Here is an 18,705-nt window from a genome sequence, read left to right on the forward strand (position 1 = left end):
TAAAAATCTAAATTTCGGACCTCATATTCCCGCTATCATATCGGCTACTGCTCTGCCCGTAGCCATAGCGGCATTCAACGACGGATAAGAAGTATGATCGCCGCATTCGTACAAATGCTCGCTGATTTTTAAATTAGTGGCAGGTGCATTGGCGGGGTATTTGACCAACGATTCAGGGATATGATACGTACGAAGGTGCTTCCACGTTTTTACTTCTTCGCCAAACCAACCCGTAAGCTCGTGTACGATGCGGTCGGTTAGTTTTTTCTCGTCAAACCATTCTAATCCTTGCGTACTTACTGACACCAACGCTTTGCCTTCGGGCGCATACGAGGGAGCAATATCGCTGGGCACACACACGTTGTGCACCACAGACAGTCGATTAGGATTGAGCGCCAGCATCTTTTCATTCAACGGCGAGCGCTCGGCAGCGAAATAGGTGCAGGTCGTTACGTTATATTCTCGTTTTAGGCTCCTCCCCAACAGCACATCAGCTTGTCGGGCATCGGTGGCCACCACTATATTTTTAGCAGTCAGCGTTTTACCATCCGAAAGATAAACTTTGCTACCTTCAATTTTTTCTACTTTGGTGTTCAATCGCAGGGTATGAGGCGGTAATTTAGCCGCCATTTGCTCAGGAATGGCCTGCATTCCTCCCGCAGGAATGACGGCGTCGCCAGTGTAAAATTGCTTGAAAATAAAACGAAAGAAATTACTGGAGGTTTCCAGTTCATTTTCCAGAAATACGCCCCCGAAAAAGGGTTTAAAAAAATCGGCAATCATCTCATCGCTCCAGCCATAATTGCGCAAATAAGTGAGCGTATCGGTGGCATGTTCATGAAAAAAAGCGTCAGTAGATTCTTTGCTTACATTATTTGACAATTGAAGAACCTTGAGCTTATCAACCAGCGTCCCAACTGATGAAAACAGGGTTTTGAACACTTGAGTAGGTTCTTTGAACGGGTCACTGATGACCGAAAAATCATTGTCTTTGCGAATCAAAGCACCCGAACGGAACGATTTTAACGCCAATGCGTTGTAGTTCAACAGTCGTTGTGCCTCCGGATACGCCGTCAATAATATCTGGAAGCCCCGGTCCAACAGGTAGCCATCGACTTTATCGGTTCGCACCCGTCCGCCAACCGCCTCGGCGGCCTCCAATACCAAGGGGGCAATGCCAAAATGGGATAAATAATTGGCGCAAGACAAACCTGCGATACCCGCTCCGATAATAATGACTTCGTGATTGGCCATGATTGTAAATGAGTTTTGCACAAATTAAAGCGGAAGCCTCGTTCAAACCAACGTTTTTTTTGTTTTTAACGACCCCTCCGCCCCTTAAAATCTATGGTATCAACAAATTCAATCTAAAACTGTTTGCGTACCTTTGTATCCCAAATTAAATAAAACCACTCGCTCCGGCGAAAAATAACCGTTAATACGTACACAAATGCCTAAAGCTGAAATGATTACCGAAAAAGGGACAATGTTGATCGACTTTTACGATCAGGATGCCCCTATTGCCGTTGCCAATTTTATCAAATTATCAAAAAGTGGATTTTACGATGGCCTTACTTTCCACCGCGTCATTCCTAACTTTATGATTCAGGGAGGTTGTCCACAAGGAACTGGCCGTGGCGGTCCAGGATACACTATCAAATGTGAATTGACGGGCAACAATCAGTACCACGACCGTGGTGTTCTTTCGATGGCCCACGCTGGTCGCAACACGGGTGGCTCACAGTTTTTTATCTGCCATAGCCGTACCAACACCGCTCACCTTGACCGTAATCACACGTGTTTTGGCAAAGTAACGGACGGTTTGGACGTAATCGATGCCATCCGTCAGGGAGATAAAATTACCAAAATCAACATCATCGAAGACGAAGCTTAGGCTTCGTCTTTACCCTTAACCAACATACTAAGATGAAAAAGTGGATTCCAATTTGTTTTCTGGGAATCAGCGTCTTGTTGATGTCCTTGACCAATTCTTCCCCGGTGGCGCTTTCAACAAGCACTGTCGATTCATTGTCTGACTACGTGGGAACGTACAAAATGAAAGACAACGGGTATTTCAGTGCCTATAAAATCACCCTCAAAGAGGGCGCGTTGTTTGGAGAAGCCGACGAAAACGGGGCCAACAAGCTGCTGAAACAAGACAAACCAGATACGTTCAAATCCACCAGCCAGTACGGCTCCATCATCACGTTCAAACGTAATCCTGAAACCAAAAAAGTAGTCGGGCTTTCGCTCCTGATTCAGGACACAGAAATGTTGGCGGACAAACAATAGCGTCTTGTCCAAAAGATAACGGTTAACTTTTCAAAAATCATGAAAGTAGAATTAGTACGCGTAGACGACGGCTTTCATTTTGAGGCCACGGGTTCATCGGACCAAAAAGTACACACCGATGCTTCTCCAAACATTGGCGGCAAAAACATGGGTGTACGCCCGATGGAATTATTGCTGATGGGACTTGGTAGTTGTACGGCCATAGACGTCGTGCTGGTCTTAAAAAAACAGCGTCAAGACATATTGGATTTTCGGATTTCGGTAGAAGGTGACCGAATCAAAGAAGACGATACCGAGCGCTCGCCGTTCCGCAAAATAACCATTCATTATTTCTTCAAAGGAAACCTCGACCGCGCCAAAGTAGAGCGCGCCGTAAAACTCTCAATGGAGAAATACTGCTCCGCAACGGCACAGTTTGAACCGTTGGCCGAAATTTCGCACGAGATTACGATTGAAGCATAAAAAGTAAGCAGTTCTCAGTTGGCAGTAGGCAATAGATAAAATATTACTGCCTACTGTAAACTGTGAGCTGCCTACGGTAAACTGATTCTACCACCAACGATAAAACAACCCTACGCGGGCGTTAAGGGTGGAGGCATCTTTGATTCCTTCGGCGACAGACTCAAAAGGCAAGTGTTGGTACGTAGCTCCCGCTTCTATGCCCAATTTCCCCTGTTTTTTAAACAGCACACGCACTCCTGCGCCCGCTTGGGCCACGAATCGAAAGCCATTATCTCCCGTCGGAATATTTCCCCAATAATTGATCAATTCGGCAAACGCTCCTCCAAGACCTACCTGCACATAAGGACGCACGCGGGCATTTACATTCCCAATGTGATAACTTCCCGTCACGACCAAAGGTATTGCCGAAAAAGTACGCGTTTGAACCGCCGAAACATCTTGATTATCAGAGCTATAAACCTGCCTCCCAATACGATTTTGGAAGTATTGCGAACCTACCGAAAGCCCCGCCGATAAATTTGTTTTAGGAAAAACAAAGTCAACTGCAACGTTATAATTACGCAGCGTTGAGTTGTCCATGTAATTACCAAATGTACCCGTAGGCAGCCCCAATCCACCCGTTACTGACACCCGGTAAGTAGTGTAGCGCTCGTAGGGCGACTGACGTTTAAACAATTCGGGCCGGTCAACCACTTGCTGCGCAAAGAGCTCTCCCGCAAAGACAAGTGTAATGGCCAAACAAATGACTCTTTTCATATTTTGTATTATTTAACGAGCAACGTATGAGGTTTACTTGTCCGAAAACCCTTCCATTGCTGAATTTTTAATTCTTTTTAAGGTAAGTTGATTGCGTAAAAACGGCATCAATGACCGATGCAACGGTATTTTCATCAAAAATTCCATCGCCTCGTATCTGCGCATTCCAGACCACCGTTGCTTTGTCGCTCGTACCAGCATTCTTAAGGTCGATGATTTCAACGTACCAATACCTTTCAGTTGTTTGATAATACGAATACGTAGGCGGATAATAAAAACCACCACCGCCAAAACCCCAGTAGCTATTCCAAGGATTAAAATTGGCCACCACACCCGTTTGGGTTTCGCTGATGCGCAGCACGTTTACACCAAAATCAGGCTTGGCAGTCTTGGCTACCCGAGCATAGCCTCGCTTGGTCATATTTTCGGCCACGCGGCTCAAAACGCGAAAATCCAACGCCGTCGTGGCTACTCCCGAGCGGTCATTTTGAACCACAAATACACTATCCGCCAAGCTGAAAGTGCTATAATTTCCGAAATTGGTGTTTTTCTCGTAGTTTGTTATAAACACTTGTGAATCCTCTGGCGTTAGGTCCTGTAGGGCATCTGGGCTACACGACCAGCTCATTGCCGCGACCGCAAGCCCCATCATGATGTTCAAATACTTAACTTTCATTGTTTTACGAAATTGATTAAATGTGTGTCTGTTATTAACGAAAATATCCCCCAAATCATTTCATCCTTTCATGCTCTATATTGCCAACGACCCTATTTACTGTCATCCGTTACCAACAGGCCCCAACGGCGAACCACACCGTTTTCCAATGCTCAAATATGAACTCATTCCTGAGCAACTCCTCTACGAAGGAACTTGCTCAAATGAAAATTTCTTTTCGCCCGGCACATTAGATGATCGTTGGATTTTGGGCGTACATACCCGCCAGTATTGGGAAGATTTGAAGCAGTTACGGATTTCTGAAAAAATGGTCAGACGCATCGGTTTTCCGTTGTCGGCGCGGCTCATTGAGCGCGAAACCTGCATTGCCCAAGGCACGATTGAATGTACGCACCATGCCTTAAAATATGGCGTTTCGATGAACGTAGCTGGTGGAACACACCATGCTTATCCCGACCGTGGAGAAGGGTTTTGCCTCTTGAATGACGTTGCCATTGCCGCTAACTATCTGTTAGAAAACAAATTAGCGACCAAGATACTGGTCATTGACTTAGACGTACATCAAGGAAACGGCACGGCCGTTATTTTTCAGAATGACCCACGCGTGTTTACTTTTTCGATGCACGGCAAAGACAATTATCCTTTGCACAAAGAAATTTCTGACTTAGATATTGCCCTGCCAACGGGCACCCAAGACGATGAATATTTAGGACTTCTTACCCAAACGTTACCTTCTCTTTTTGAACAACAAAAACCCGATTTTGCCTTTTACATTTCAGGCGTTGACATTTTGGGGACGGATAAATTGGGGAAACTTAAAGTAAGTATTGCCGGTTGTCGCCAACGCGATGAATTTGTGTTTGAACAATGCCAAACGCACCAAGTTCCCGTGGTGGTGTCGATGGGTGGTGGGTATTCCCCACGCATTGCCGACATTGTAGAAGCACACTGCAACACGTTTCGGAGTGCGCAGAAAATGTATTTCTGATGCAATTTTCCGTTATGCGTCCGACGGTTTTGAACCGTCGGACGCATAAATAATTATTTCAGCAACTGATACGTCACAAAAGCCAAACCATACGCCAGGGCCGTCATGTAAGCCAATTGAATCAGGGGCCATTTCCAGCCGTGGGTTTCGCGGTAAACGACCGCGATGGTACTCATACACATCATGGCAAATACGTAGAAAATCAAGAGCGAAAACGCCAACGCAGGCGTGTACATTGGCTCACCCGTTTTGGGATTGATTTCGGCACGCATCCGGGCTTTAATGGTGCCATTGTCGTCATCGGCGGCGCTACCAATGCTGTAAATAGTACTCATCGTTCCGACAAATACCTCACGGGCCGCAAATGACGCCAACAAGGCAATGCCAATCTTCCAATCATAGCCCAAAGGGGCGATGACTGGTTCAATGAATTTACCGAAATGCCCAGCGTAAGAATGTTCTAATTTATAAGCCGCAACGGCATTGTCGAGCGTGGCACCTTCCAGCGCAGGATTAGATTTCTGGACCGTTTCTTCCGCCCGCGCAATCGTATCTCCGGGGCCGTACGACGCCAACACCCACAAAATAATCGAAATTGCCACGATGATTTTTCCTGCTTCGGTCACAAAAGATTTGACGCTGTCCCACACCGACAAGCCCACGTGATACCACCTTGGAGTCTTGTAGGTCGGCATTTCCATCACAAAGTAACCGCGCTCGGTATTTTTTACCATTCCTTTGATGACCCAAGCCGAAAGCAGCGCACTCACCAGACCCAGCAGATAAAGCCCCATCAGCGTCAATCCCTGCAAGGTAAAAAAGCCCAAAACAGGCGTTGCGGGAACTACCAAAGCAATCAAAATGGTAAAAATGGGCAAACGCGCCGAGCAACTCATCAATGGAGTTACCAGAATGGTAAGCAAACGCTCCTTACGGTTTCCGATGCTCCGGGCCGACATAATGGCGGGTACTGCACAGGCTACGCCCGAAATCAGTGGCACCACACTTTTACCATTTAAACCGAATTTACGCATCAGTTTATCCATGATGACCATCACCCGCGCCATGTAGCCAGATTCTTCCAACAAAGCCACCAGAAAAAAGAGAAAGGCAATTTGAGGAATAAAAATCACCACGCCGCCAATACCCGCAATGAGTCCATCGGTCAATAAATCTGTTAAAGCTCCCGACGGTAACTGTTGTTTTAACCAATCATTCAGCGCTGACACACCCGCATCAATCATATCCATCGGGTAGGTGGCGAGCGTAAAAACGGCCTGAAAAATAGTGAGCAACACCATCAAAAACACCGCATACCCCCAAAAAGGATGCAGCAAAATGGCATCTAGTCGCTTGGTCCACAGCGGTTTTACTAAAAAATCATCCGCCGCTTTGACCGAATCCTTGACCAAACCATCAATCACCGCGTAGCGATGCATGGTTTCGGCGGCCTGAAACCCACTTTCTTTGAAGTCATACTTCTCAATGAGTTGATCAAAAGCAACTCTTTTTTCCGTGTTTAAAAACGAAAAAATATCGTGCTGCTGCACGTAGTGCAATGCCAGATAATTATTGGAAAGTTGATTGGTACGCTTAACGTCGTTGATTAATTCTGGGAATTGATCTGCAGGATTAAAAAAGTATTTTTGATTCAGCGTCGTGATTACTGGTCTTTCGAGGGTTTGCACGATGGCCTGCTTCAAATTATCCAAGCCTTCGCCCACTCGGGCATTGATACGCACCACGGGTACGCCAAGTTTCATGGCCAGTTTTACCGCATTGACCTGAAGGTGCTTATCGCGTGCTACGTCAAGCATATTCAACGCCAACACCACGGGCAGACCCAAATCCGCCACCTGCGTAAAAAGCAATAAATTGCGCTTAAGATTGGAAGCATCGGCTACCATCACCACCACATCGGGATAGTTTTCATGAGCGGGATTGGCCAAAATATCAATCACCACCCGTTCATCCAGCGACTTTGGGTAAAGGCTGTACAAACCAGGCAAATCAATGACGATAGACTCGGTTTTGGAGTCCAACAACCATGTCCCCGATTTTTTCTCAATCGTTACGCTTGGAAAGTTTCCCACCTTTTGGCGCAGGCCGGTGAGTTGATTAAATAAGGAAGATTTGCCGCTATTGGGATTGCCGATAAGGGCTATGGTGGGTGTCTTTTTCAAAGTGTATTAAATGCTATCTTCAACCAAAACCGTTGCTGCTTCGTCTTTGCGCAGGGCAAGGCAGTAGCCATTGACCTGGATGCCGAGGGGATCGCCAAAGGGAGCTATAAAATCCAACATTACTTCAGAACCAGGCAGGCAGCCCATTTCCAGCAATTTCAACGATAAATCCACTTGGCGAAATGCCTTTACAAAAGCGCGTTCTCCTATTTTTAAATCAGCAATGGTTTTCATTCTGTATTCTCCGTCCGTTATTCGTTTTTTATCTTTTCGTCGTTCAAATCAATGAAAGAACTAAATAATGGTTAATAACGAATTTATTTAGATTGAGTTTAAATAAACAACTGCAAAATAACATCTCTATTGCAAGAATATCAAATGACAAGCGTCATCCTTCCAAAACAAAAAATATAATTTATTACAAATCAACACTTTACAGATAATAATATCTATACTAATTCTAAATTCCCAACAAAATGAACACGACGAGTCGATTCTTCAACGGATAAACCTATTTTTGTTGATTAACAACATTTTCCAATGAAAGTTTTGGTGGCATACAGTTTGGCGTTTGTAGTGCTGGCACAAAGTCTCCTCCCCCGGGCGGCGGCTGACCTGCTGCGCTCGCCAGAAGTATGGGCCCACTTTGAAGAACATAAGCAAGAATCGCCCCAACCATTGAGTTTTTGGCAGTTTATGATGATGCATTATTCTGCCGATTCAAAACATACCAAGCAAACCAAACACCACCTGCCGAGTGTTGATTTCAACGGTGTAGCGGGTCTTTGTATCCTGCCGTCGGCTACGATTGCCCTTGAGCACTACAGTCTTCCTGTTTTTCCCAAAAAAGCCAACTTTCAATGGCTTAATTCGTACGCCTTTCTCTCCTTCAAGGCGTTGATTTGTCCACCCCGAGCGTAGTTTTATTTTCCTTCATGGGAGCATTGGCTCTTTTCGGGTGCGTTTGCGCAGCCGACTTAGTCCTTTTCTATTTCACATACCGCTATTTCTGAATTTTTTGACGAACTCTGGCCAAAGTGTAAGCTCCTACTTCTTAATCATTCAGGCAAACTCTATCACATCAAATTTTAAGCATTACTCCTCATGGATACCATTCGCCATCATGAAGGCTCTATTCTTCACAAAGAAGAACACTTGAGCAGTTCGGCTTTCATTACCGACATTGTCATAGGTATGTCGGACGGCCTAACCGTCCCTTTTGCCCTAGCGGCGGGATTAAGCGGCGCCGTTGACAGCAACGCGCTGGTTATCACCGCTGGAATCGCCGAAATCGTGGCGGGGTCTATCGCAATGGGATTGGGCGGTTTTCTGGCTGGACAAACAGAAGTAGAACATTACGATGCTGAGTTCAAGCGCGAATATTGGGAAGTAGACCATTTACCAGAGCGCGAAAAAGCGGAAATCAAGGAAATATTTGCCGACATGGGCATAAGCGAACCCCTACAGAATCAGGTGGTGGAAGACATTGCCAAAGATAAAGACAAATGGGTGGAGTTTATGATGAAATATGAACTAGGGCTACAAAAACCCGACCCAAATCAGGCCCGTAAAAGCGCACTCACCATCGGTATTTCGTACGCAATGGGCGGATTTGTTCCTTTACTACCCTATTTTATAACGAGTACACCTACCGAAGGCTTAGCATGGTCGGCAGCAATGACCCTGCTTTGTTTGTTTGTATTTGGGTATTTCAAAAGCAGAGCCACTGGCCAAGCGCCTTGGCTAGGCGCGTTGAAAGTAACCCTCATCGGCGCAGTAGCTGCCGCCGCCGCTTTCGGAGTGGCAAAATTGTTTGATTAAACTTAAAAACCACCAACCCTGACTTCTCAAAAACAACTTAAAAACGTACCATGATTGATTCACTGATTCATTACAGTATCAAAAACAAACTTATCATCGGGTTGGCCGTGCTGGCATTGGTGATTTGGGGCGGCTATTCGCTGTCGCGTTTGCCCGTCGATGCCGTTCCCGACATTACCACCAACCAAGTTCAAATCCTGACCCTTACTCCTACCCTCGCCGCGCAGGAAGTAGAACAGTTTGTCACTACTCCTATTGAGCTTTCATTGGCCAATATTCCAGACGTCACCGAAATTCGTTCCGTTTCCAAACTGGGCCTATCGGTGGTCACGGTCGTGTTCAAAGATGAAATGGACATTGTCAGGGGCAAACAATGGGTATCCGAACAACTCAAAATGGTGGAAGCCGATATTCCAACGGAATTCGGTAAACCGATGATTGCACCACTGACGACAGGGCTTGGGGAAATTTACCAGTACACACTCGCCACCAAAGAGGGCTTTCACGACAAGTATGATTTAACTGAACTTCGCACCATTCAGGACTGGATAGTCAAACGGCAATTGGTTGGTATTGAGGGTGTAATTGAAATAAGCAGTTTTGGAGGGTTTGTCAAACAATATGAAGTAAGTGTAAACCCCGAGCGCCTGCGCAGCCACAATGTCACGCTTCCTGAGTTATTTACGGCGCTCCAAAGCAACAACGCCAACACGGGCGGCAGTTACATTGAGCGCGTGGGCCAAGCGCAATTTATCCGGGGCGAAGGCGTCGTCAAAAGCCTTTCTGATATTGAGCAGATTGTGGTTAAGAATGTGAACGGTATCCCTGTTTTGGTCAAAGACGTGGCAGGCGTCGGCTTCGGACACGCCAACCGCTTCGGGGCACTGGTCCGTAACGGCGAGGGGGAAGCCGTGGGGGGTATCGTACTGATGCTCAAAGGAGCCAACTCTGCCAACACCGTAAACGCCGTAAAAGAACGGGTAGCCCGTATTCAGAAGACCCTGCCCGAAGGCATCGAAATCGTGCCGTTTATTGAACGGACTAAATTAATTAACAAAACCATTTCAACCGTTACCGAAAATCTCCTCCTCGGTGGCCTTATCGTCGTCGTCGTGTTGGTCATGCTCATGGGGAGTCTACGCGCAGGTTTGGTAGCGGCATCGGTGATTCCGCTCGCGATGCTGTTTACGATTGGCATGATGAACACGTTTGATATTTCGGCCAATCTCATGTCGCTCGGAGCCATTGACTTTGGGGTGATTGTGGACGGAGCCGTGATTATTGTGGAGGCCATCGTCCACCGATTTCAGGTATGGTACGAAGAAAACAAACGAAACAACGTCGACGACCCTGCCGAGCGCGACAACATGGTGTACGAAACCGCCAAGCGCATCCGTACGTCGGCCGCTTTTGGCGAAATCATCATTTTGATGGTATACCTGCCGATTTTATCGTTGGTGGGCATTGAGGGCAAAATGTTTAAGCCCATGGCACTCACGGTGGGTTTTGCCATTTTTGGGGCATTCGTGCTGTCATTGACCTACGTACCGATGATGTCATCGTTGGTCATGGGCAAAAATCTAAACAAACATTGGACTTTTTCGGAGCGCTTTCTGAAGTGGCTCTATCGCGGGTATGAACCCATGATTCACTGGGCTTTGAACTGGAAAAAAGCGACCGTTGGCATCACCGTTGCCCTTTTTGGAGTTTCACTTTATATTTTCTCACAATTAGGCGGCGAGTTTGTACCTACCCTTGACGAAGGTGATTTGGCCATTGATTTTCGAACGGCTTCGGGAACTTCATTGACCGAAACCATCAATTCCGCCAACAAAGCACACCAAATTCTAAAAAAGCATTTTCCCGAAATCCAGCAAATTGTGGGCCGCGTGGGGGCGTCCGAAATTCCCACCGACCCGATGCCCATCGAGATGGTGGACCAGATGATAAACATGAAAGACATTTCGGAATGGAAGAACGCCAAAAACCGCGAAGAAATGTCGGAGAAAATGGCCGCTGTTTTGGCCGAAGAACTCCCTGGCACCAGCGTAGAAATGACGCAACCGATCCAGATGCGTTTCAATGAAATGATTACGGGCGTACGCTCCGACGTGGTGGTCAAGCTGTTTGGTAATGACTTGGACATCCTTTACGAACGGGCCAATGCCGCCGCCAAAATCATTGAAAAAGTGGACGGCGTAGCCAGTGTGCGGGTAGAGCAAATTGTGGGGTTACCGCAAATAAGCATTACCTATAATCGCGCTAAAATAGCCCAATACGGACTCAATATCGCCGACCTCAACCGCTTGGTTCGCTCAGGGTTTGCTGGAGAAACCACCGGAACCGTCTACGAAGAAGAGCGCCGATTTGAGTTGGTGGTACGACTTGACTCCGCTCACCGTCAGGACATTGAAAACGTTCGTCAGTTGCTTGTGCCACTGCCTTCGGGTGGTACTGTGCCATTGGCCGAAGTAGCCCTCATTGATTTTCGCAAAGCCCCCGCCCAAATTTCCCACGAAGAGACCCGCCGGCGCATCACCATCGGTATCGGCGTCCTCAACCGTGACATTGAGACCGTAGTAAATGATGTACAAACGCAGCTTGAACAAAAAACAACGCTCCCTTCGGGCTATTTTTATACCTACGGTGGGGCCTTTGAAAACCTCCAACGCGCCAAAGACCGCCTAAGTTTTGCGGTGCCTTTGGCACTGTTCCTAATTTTCGCGTTGCTCTACTTCACGTTTCATTCCATCAAAGAATCCTTGTTGATTTTTACGGCGGTTCCTATGTCGGCCATCGGTGGCATCATTGCTCTTTGGCTGCGCGACATGCCGTTCAGCATCTCGGCGGGGGTAGGTTTTATTGCCTTGTTTGGGGTGGCAGTTTTGAACGGAATCGTGCTGATAAGCTACCTCAATGACCTTGAAAAAGAAGGAATTACCAACCTTAGAGAGCGCATCATGCGAACGGTAGAAGTTCGTTTTCGTCCCGTTCTCATCACCGCTACCGTGGCATCGTTGGGTTTTCTTCCGATGGCTATTTCCAACTCAGGTGGGGCTGAAGTGCAGCGCCCTTTGGCTACAGTAGTCATTGGCGGAATTTTATCCGCAACCCTTTTGACGCTGGTCGTACTGCCAGTGCTGTATGCGCTGTTTACGAAAGAGAATGGCAAATCCATACCCAAAGGAGGAATGACGTTGGTATTGTTATTAATAATAGCAGCCAATGCAACAGGCCAAAATCAACAACCTCTCACTCTCACCCAAGCCATCGAACGGGCAACGCAGCAAAACCTAACGCTCAAAACCACGCAATTCAACGTGCAGTCTCAGCAAGCGTTGGTGAAATCGGCATGGTCGTTGCCTAAATTATCTGCCGATTTATTGGCAGGGCAAATTCAGAACCGTCCGTTGGATTATACACTGAGTGCGGTGCAAAGTTTTGAACCGTTCGGGGTGTATCGTAGTCGAGAAAAAGTACTGACGCAACAAGTAAATGTGACCCAAAAACAACAAGACATTCAGCGTAACGACTTAGTGTTTAACGTAAAACAGCAATACTATCAGCTATTATATCTGTACCGTCTCCAACAACTGCTCCGCGCGCAAGACACTCTCTATCAAAAAGCGGTAGAAGCTGCTACCATTCGCTACAAAACGGGCGAAAGTACGCAATTGGAACTGGTCGCGTCGGAAACCAATCGCCGCGAAACGCAAAACCGTCAGACGGTTTTGTTACGGGAAATACAAACGTCTTACATGGGCTTACAGGCGTTGCTGTATTCCAATGAGCCCATTCAAATAGATACGTTAGTGAGTTTGCAGCGCTCCTCGGCGATGCAGGATGGCACCAATCGGTATGTGGCTTTGGCGGAGGAAGAAAACCGACTCAGTCGCACGTTTACGGACTTAGAGCGTGCCCAACTCAAGCCCGACTGGCGCGTTGGAGTGGCCAATCAATCCATTGAAAAACGGTTGGGTTTTACTTACGTTTCGGGGGGATTAGGAATTCCGCTCAACACTAAGCCCCAAAAAGCCCGCATCGAAGCCGCCCGAATTAGCGAACAGGCCACCGAAAACCAACTGAAAGCGGTGCAGTTTCAGACCGAAGCCAATGTAAAAATATTACGAGAAACCCTGACTAAACTTCAAAACACCCTTCTTTACTACGAGCAATCGGCACTACCACAAGCAGATTTACTCCTAAAAACCACCTATAAACAATTTCGTTTGGGCGACATTGAGTACGTTGAGTTTTTCCAGAATACCCGACAGGCGTGGCAAATCCGTGAAAGTTATCTCAACCAACAGCTTCAATTCAGCCAAACGGTCATTGAGTTAGAAAAGTGGCTAGGAATCGAGTAATGCAATTGCCGAAATAGAAAGTTTAAGATTAAAAAACAAACATAATGAAACGCACATATCTCCTCATAAATCCCTCAATGCCTGCTTTATCGCCCTGTAAAACAGATACCTTCATGGGGCGAACCACCAGCTTGATAAAGCACCTTCTTTTGCCTTTTGCGTTTTACCTTTTTCTGCTGAGCTGTTCAAAAACCGAAACCGCCCAAACCGAAGAAGCCACTGCCACCGCTCCCACTGAACTCAAACTAACGGCCGAGCAGGAAAAAAACTTCGGAATTACCCTCGGCAGCCCAGAAATGCGGATGGTATATGACGCCATTATCCTCAACGGCGTAGTGGAAGCGCCACCGCAACAAACCGCATCAGTGAGTTTCCCACTCACTGGCATCGTACGGAGTATCAACGTATTGGCAGGAAGTCAAGTGGGTAAAGGCAGCAATTTGGCCACGATTGAAAGCCTAGAACTCATTCAGTTACAGGAAGATTATTGGAAAACAGTTGGCCAGTTAACCTTTGCGGAGCAAGAACGACAACGCCAAACTACCCTCACGCAGGAAGATGTTGGGGCCAAACGCAAACTTCAGCAGGCAGAATCTGACGCCCGCGTACTCGAAGCTACTAAACAAGGATTGGAAGCCAAGTTGCAGGTTGTTGGAATCGACCCTAAAAACCTAAAAATCAACCAAATCGTGCGCAGCATTGCCGTACGCTCACCCATTGCGGGCGTAGTCAAAATGACCCATGCCACGATTGGGAAATCAATCTCAGCAGGTGAATCCTTGTTTGAAATTATGAATCAGTCAGGTGCTCGGTTGGTGTTGAAAGTGTTTGAGAAAGACCTTCCACAACTTAAAGTAGGGCAAAAAGTAGTGTTTACGGAAGGCTCGGCAACCATCACGGGATTGGGTAATAACTTCGACCCAACGAGCCGTACGGTGGACGCCTACGCCAACCTTAACGGCATACGCCTGTTGGCAGGCCAATACATTCATGGCAAACTGGAAGCCTCCCCACGTCAAGCAGAAACCTTACCTGAATCGGCGGTGGTACGCACGGGCGAAGCCGCCCACGTTTTTATCAAAACACCCCAAGGCGTTTACCAGCCCATCGACGTCAAAACGGGCGTAACTCAAGATGGGTTCGTAGAAGTCATTTTCCAAAAAAAGCCCTCTGTTCCCATCGTTATCACGGGTGCGCAAACGGTGCAGGCAGAGTTGACGAAGGGATTGGGAGAAGAAGAGTAAAAAATTTATAAGATACTCAGTGGCCATTTAACCAATGGCCACTTTTTCAATTCTGCTGATTCTTGCTTATTTTTGAAAAAACTTCATCTCCTACCCTTCCTGTTATGCTTAAAACGCTCTCATTACTCGCGCTTTCTATCGTCCTTGTAAGCTCCGTTTACAAAGAAAAAACGTACGCCGTAGGGCAAATCAAAACCCCCAAAGGCGAGATACTTTTCCAGCTTTACGACGAAACCCCAAACCATAAAGCAAGCTTTATCAAACTCGCCAATCAACATTATTGGGATACCCTCACATTCAACCGCGTCATCAACAACTTTGTGGCGCAAGGCGGTTGCCCCGATACACCCGCCGGATTTTCAGACTCTCCTTACTTGTTGAAACCCGAATTTCGGAAAGAAATACGTCATATATACGGTGCCGTTGGAGCTGGTCGCGACAATAACCCCGAAATGCTGTCGGCGGGCTGCCAGTTTTATATTGTGCAAAACAAAAACGGCCTCGCTCGATTGGACGACAAATTCACGGTTTTTGGTCAAGTCTTTAAAGGCATGGACGTAGTAGATGCCATCACTGCGGTCAAAACCGACTCACTTGACGCGCCGCTGTCACCCATCTCTCTCAAAGTGAGCGTCATTCAGCTAACGGCCAAAGAACTAAAAGAGAAAGGATTTACTGGCAAGCTAGAATAGGACACCAATCAGTTAAATTCTATTTTCAGTTCATTCATTTAGCCCACTATCCTAGTTGGGCCACTAACGTTATACTTTTGGGTATTTTTCTCTATATTTGGTAACATCTGATTATCAACGAAAAACTCTAAAAGCGTAAAAGCACTTTTCAAGCATGCCTTTTTCCAAGAAACCTTGGTTGGTATTTTGTGCTATACCTGTGTTGTTACTTGCATTTGTTCTTTACAAAAACCTCCTTAATATACCATTTGGTGACGATATTTACGTCATGGATATGTTTAATCAGCTCAACGAAGCTGATTCGGTTTGGGATAAAATTTGCATCATTTTCGGGCAGCACAACGAGCATCGCATTGCCGTTTCTCGCTTTCTGGCGTTGCTACAATTCCAGCTCATGGGCTCGATAGATTTAAGGATTTGGAGTATTCTGGGCAACCTAAGCCTGCTTTTCATCGTTGCGTTGTTTTACCAACATATCGGAGAACAAAAATGGTGGATTGTCCCCGTGGCCTTCATCATCATCTGTACCGCCTCCAACACCCTCATTCCGATGCAGAATTCCAACCTGTTTTCGGTCGTATTTGGGCTAGCATCTCTGCATTTTGTACTAAAAAAAACACCCGTTGCCGTTTTTTTTACTTTTTTGTGCACGGCACTTTCTATTTTCTCCAATAGTGGAGGTTTTGCCCTCTTGGCCATTATTAGTGTCGTATTTTTTTTTCAAAAACGGTATACTCTCCTCGGAATCTGGCTTCCTTGTTGCTTCGCTCTTATAGGAGGTTATTACCAAAATTACCAATCGCTTTATCGCCACCCCTCTTCCGAGTTGCTATTTTACCAACTTCCTCAAGTGGCGTTTTTTTTTATTGGCTTTACGGGTAGTATTGGTTTTAAGGTATTACCCACAGGCGCGTTTTTTATTGGATTATCGGGCATTGCGATTTACCGAAAATACTACCTCCAAAATCCCTTCGTTTTCTTAGGAGTCATGTATTGCTTAATGATGGCAGGAATGACGACCATCATGCGTTACGAATACGGCATCGACTCGGCTATTACGGAGCGCTATCGTATTTATTCAATGGTTTTTGGGGCTTGCAGTGTCATTTTAGTTCGGGATTTTCTTACGGGGTATTCGGTGGTAATTCAAAAGTGCGCTTTTGGGATAAGTTTGCTTTTTTCAATTGCAACCAATCTAAAGTTTTTTATTCCAATGGTGCGCGGAGCAGAAGCGCGTAAAGAATTGTTAACCTCAAAAATTGAGAATTATTACCTGAACAATTCTGGATATAACTGCTTTGAGATCAATATATTAAACAAACTTACTACCAACAATTTTTATCACTACCAACTTCCAAGGTCGCTCCGTGACAAAACCTACTACGATAACCTCAATCATTTTCCAATCCATGCCATCAAACTGCGCATTGACCAAGCATTTTATACCAAAGAGCACGTGATTGTAATGGGAAAAGTCCTCAACCCTGCGTCTGAAATTACGTTCATGAAAGGATTTGTACACCAATTTGTCATTGTTCATCCCGCCAATACGCCTTTCGACTGTTCACACAATGAATTAACGCACCCTGACAATGAAAAAAGTATGATTGTCAATATTGACTTGAACAACGACCGAAATAAGATTCGCTTCCCGCTATTTTACATAAAACTCCCCAAAAAACATTTTGAGCATAAAAAATACACCCTCTCGTTCCTCTTTATGACCGACACTTCCGTCAACTACCCTCCATTGGCGTCCAATGTCGTCTTTCATTTGTAGATGGTGACTAAGGCACAAAATGTTACGTCGCTACGTTACAAATCATTAACTTTGTGGCCTTGACGCATTTAATCGTTTTGCAACGTGAGCGTCTGAGTTTGCGAAATCACTATCAATACGAATCAACAGTAAACTACCATGCCGGGAACCGAACTATACGGCGCCGAAGAGCGCAAAGAAATCAATGATGTGTTAGAAACCGGAATTTTTTTCCGTTATAACCACGAAGCCCAACGCAACAACATCTGGAAAGCCCGCGAGATGGAAGCGGAAGTGTGTAAAGTGGTAAATGCCAAATATGCCCACGCGGTATCAAGCGGCTCCACAGCGGCCCAATGCGCCATGGTTGCCGCGGGCATCGGGGCCGGTGACGAAATCATTGTTCCGCCGTTTACCTACATCGCCACCGTTGAGGCGGCTTTGATGATTGGTGCATTGCCTGTTTTTGCCGAAGTTGACGAAACCCTATGTCTCTCAGCCGAAGGGATTCGCAAAGCCATTACGCCAAAAACCAAAGGAGTTTGCCTTGTACACATGTGCGGACAAATGGCCGACATGGACGCCATCATGGAGGTCATCAAGGAGCACAATCTGGTGTTGGTCGAAGACGCAGGACAAGCCATGGGCGCGAGTTACAAAGGTACGTTCACGGGGCTTTGGGGCAAAGCTGGAGCGTACTCCTACGATTTCTTTAAAATTGCCACGGCGGGCGAAGGTGGCGTTTTTGTCACCAACGACGAGCAAGCCTACAAAATAGCGGACTCCTATTCTGACCACGGCCACGACCACATCGGCTCCAATCGCGGCATGGAACAGCACCCCGTTATTGGATTTAACTACCGCATTTCGGAACTGCACGCCGCCGTTGGGTTGGCCCAAACGCGCCGGGTGCCGTTTATGGTGGAGAAAAACAATGAACATAAAAAATGGTTGATGAACCGGTTGGCCAACGTGCCGGGCGTAAGTTTTGCGCGTATCCCTGATCCAGACGGCGACTCCGCTACGTTCTTAAATCTCTTGTTGCCAGACACTGATTCGGCACAATCCGTGGTCAATGAACTCAATGCTGCGGGTGTAGGTGGTTTTAACTATTGGTTTACCAATATGTACCATTTCATCAATCAGTGGGACCACATCAAAGAAATGCGCACTGCTGGCAAGTTGGCCGTGCAGGTATTGGGCGCGCCGCAAGACTACGCCAATGTAGAACTACCCAAATCACAAGAAGTAATCGGACGATTGATTTCATTTGGTATTCGGGTTACTTGGACCCAGACGGAGTTAGAAACATTGGCCAATAAGCTGGAAGCAGCCATTCGGAAGGCCATGGTGGCGTATACGTGTTAATTTTCGACCCTGCATAAAGGAAACTAAGCAATATCAAAATTATGTTTGTTAATTTTGATATTGCTTTTATTGAAAAGCATTTTGCAGAAAGACGATAAAA

16 protein-coding genes are annotated in these 18,705 nt (G+C 46.4%); 11 read left to right on the forward strand and 5 right to left on the reverse strand.

The window, feature by feature from the left end; translation table 11 throughout:
- Nucleotides 1-21 precede the first annotated feature (21 nt).
- Nucleotides 22-1,254, reverse strand: coding sequence for an NAD(P)/FAD-dependent oxidoreductase (locus tag DR864_RS07850; protein ID WP_114066438.1), 1,233 nt, complete (start codon nucleotides 1,252-1,254; stop codon nucleotides 22-24).
- Nucleotides 1,255-1,450: 196 nt separating this feature from the next.
- Between DR864_RS07850 and DR864_RS07855 the strand changes: the two genes are divergently transcribed.
- The 3 genes from DR864_RS07855 to DR864_RS07865 are packed head-to-tail and all read left to right on the forward strand — an operon-like array spanning nucleotide 1,451 to nucleotide 2,754.
- Nucleotides 1,451-1,894, forward strand: a complete 444-nt coding sequence (locus DR864_RS07855; RefSeq protein WP_114066439.1) for a peptidylprolyl isomerase — start codon at nucleotides 1,451-1,453, stop codon at nucleotides 1,892-1,894.
- Between the two features lie 32 nt (nucleotides 1,895-1,926).
- Entirely contained in the window at nucleotides 1,927-2,292 is a 366-nt protein-coding gene (locus DR864_RS07860) for a DUF3471 domain-containing protein (protein WP_114066440.1), read from the forward strand.
- Nucleotides 2,293-2,331: 39 nt separating this feature from the next.
- Entirely contained in the window at nucleotides 2,332-2,754 is a 423-nt protein-coding gene (locus tag DR864_RS07865; protein WP_114066441.1) for an OsmC family protein, read from the forward strand.
- A gap of 87 nt (nucleotides 2,755-2,841) precedes the next feature.
- On the opposite strand, the gene DR864_RS07870 is transcribed toward DR864_RS07865, so the two are convergent.
- Nucleotides 2,842-3,510, reverse strand: a complete 669-nt coding sequence (locus DR864_RS07870; RefSeq protein WP_114066442.1) for an OmpW family outer membrane protein — start codon at nucleotides 3,508-3,510, stop codon at nucleotides 2,842-2,844.
- A gap of 67 nt (nucleotides 3,511-3,577) precedes the next feature.
- On the reverse strand, nucleotides 3,578-4,186 hold the full coding sequence (locus tag DR864_RS07875) for a DUF4136 domain-containing protein (RefSeq protein ID WP_114066443.1): 609 nt from the start codon (nucleotides 4,184-4,186) through the stop codon (nucleotides 3,578-3,580).
- A 70-nt stretch (nucleotides 4,187-4,256) separates the two neighbouring features.
- On the opposite strand from DR864_RS07875, the gene DR864_RS07880 reads away from it, so the two are divergent.
- A complete protein-coding gene (locus DR864_RS07880) occupies nucleotides 4,257-5,174 on the forward strand; it encodes a histone deacetylase family protein (protein ID WP_114066444.1) in 918 nt (305 codons plus the stop codon).
- A gap of 53 nt (nucleotides 5,175-5,227) precedes the next feature.
- Here DR864_RS07880 and feoB read toward each other — a convergent pair whose 3' ends face one another.
- Nucleotides 5,228-7,357: a ferrous iron transport protein B gene (feoB, locus tag DR864_RS07885; protein WP_114066445.1), complete on the reverse strand. Its 2,130-nt coding sequence runs from the start codon at nucleotides 7,355-7,357 to the stop codon at nucleotides 5,228-5,230.
- 6 nt (nucleotides 7,358-7,363) lie between these two features.
- On the reverse strand, nucleotides 7,364-7,591 hold the full coding sequence (locus DR864_RS07890; protein WP_114066446.1) for a FeoA family protein: 228 nt from the start codon (nucleotides 7,589-7,591) through the stop codon (nucleotides 7,364-7,366).
- A gap of 306 nt (nucleotides 7,592-7,897) precedes the next feature.
- On the opposite strand from DR864_RS07890, the gene DR864_RS07895 reads away from it, so the two are divergent.
- The 7 genes from DR864_RS07895 to DR864_RS07925 all read left to right on the forward strand — a co-directional run bounded on the left by DR864_RS07895 (nucleotide 7,898) and on the right by DR864_RS07925 (nucleotide 18,605).
- Nucleotides 7,898-8,278 carry a hypothetical protein gene (locus DR864_RS07895; protein ID WP_114066447.1) on the forward strand — a complete coding sequence of 127 codons (381 nt, stop codon included), beginning with the start codon at nucleotides 7,898-7,900 and terminating at the stop codon, nucleotides 8,276-8,278.
- Nucleotides 8,279-8,461: 183 nt separating this feature from the next.
- The gene (locus DR864_RS07900) at nucleotides 8,462-9,178 is read left to right on the forward strand and encodes a VIT1/CCC1 transporter family protein (protein WP_114066448.1); all 717 of its coding nucleotides are present in this window, start codon (nucleotides 8,462-8,464) and stop codon (nucleotides 9,176-9,178) included.
- Between the two features lie 50 nt (nucleotides 9,179-9,228).
- On the forward strand, nucleotides 9,229-13,542 hold the full coding sequence (locus tag DR864_RS07905) for a CusA/CzcA family heavy metal efflux RND transporter (RefSeq protein ID WP_114066449.1): 4,314 nt from the start codon (nucleotides 9,229-9,231) through the stop codon (nucleotides 13,540-13,542).
- A 44-nt stretch (nucleotides 13,543-13,586) separates the two neighbouring features.
- Complete coding sequence (locus DR864_RS07910; RefSeq protein ID WP_114066450.1) at nucleotides 13,587-14,786, forward strand: efflux RND transporter periplasmic adaptor subunit; 1,200 nt, start codon at nucleotides 13,587-13,589, stop codon at nucleotides 14,784-14,786.
- A gap of 104 nt (nucleotides 14,787-14,890) precedes the next feature.
- Complete coding sequence (locus tag DR864_RS07915) at nucleotides 14,891-15,478, forward strand: peptidylprolyl isomerase (protein WP_114066451.1); 588 nt, start codon at nucleotides 14,891-14,893, stop codon at nucleotides 15,476-15,478.
- Between the two features lie 154 nt (nucleotides 15,479-15,632).
- Nucleotides 15,633-17,258, forward strand: coding sequence for a hypothetical protein (locus tag DR864_RS07920; protein ID WP_114066452.1), 1,626 nt, complete (start codon nucleotides 15,633-15,635; stop codon nucleotides 17,256-17,258).
- A gap of 138 nt (nucleotides 17,259-17,396) precedes the next feature.
- Nucleotides 17,397-18,605, forward strand: coding sequence for a DegT/DnrJ/EryC1/StrS family aminotransferase (locus tag DR864_RS07925; protein WP_114066453.1), 1,209 nt, complete (start codon nucleotides 17,397-17,399; stop codon nucleotides 18,603-18,605).
- Nucleotides 18,606-18,705: the final 100 nt, after the last annotated feature.

This window comes from Runella rosea (assembly GCF_003325355.1).
Lineage (GTDB): Bacteria > Bacteroidota > Bacteroidia > Cytophagales > Spirosomataceae > Runella > Runella rosea.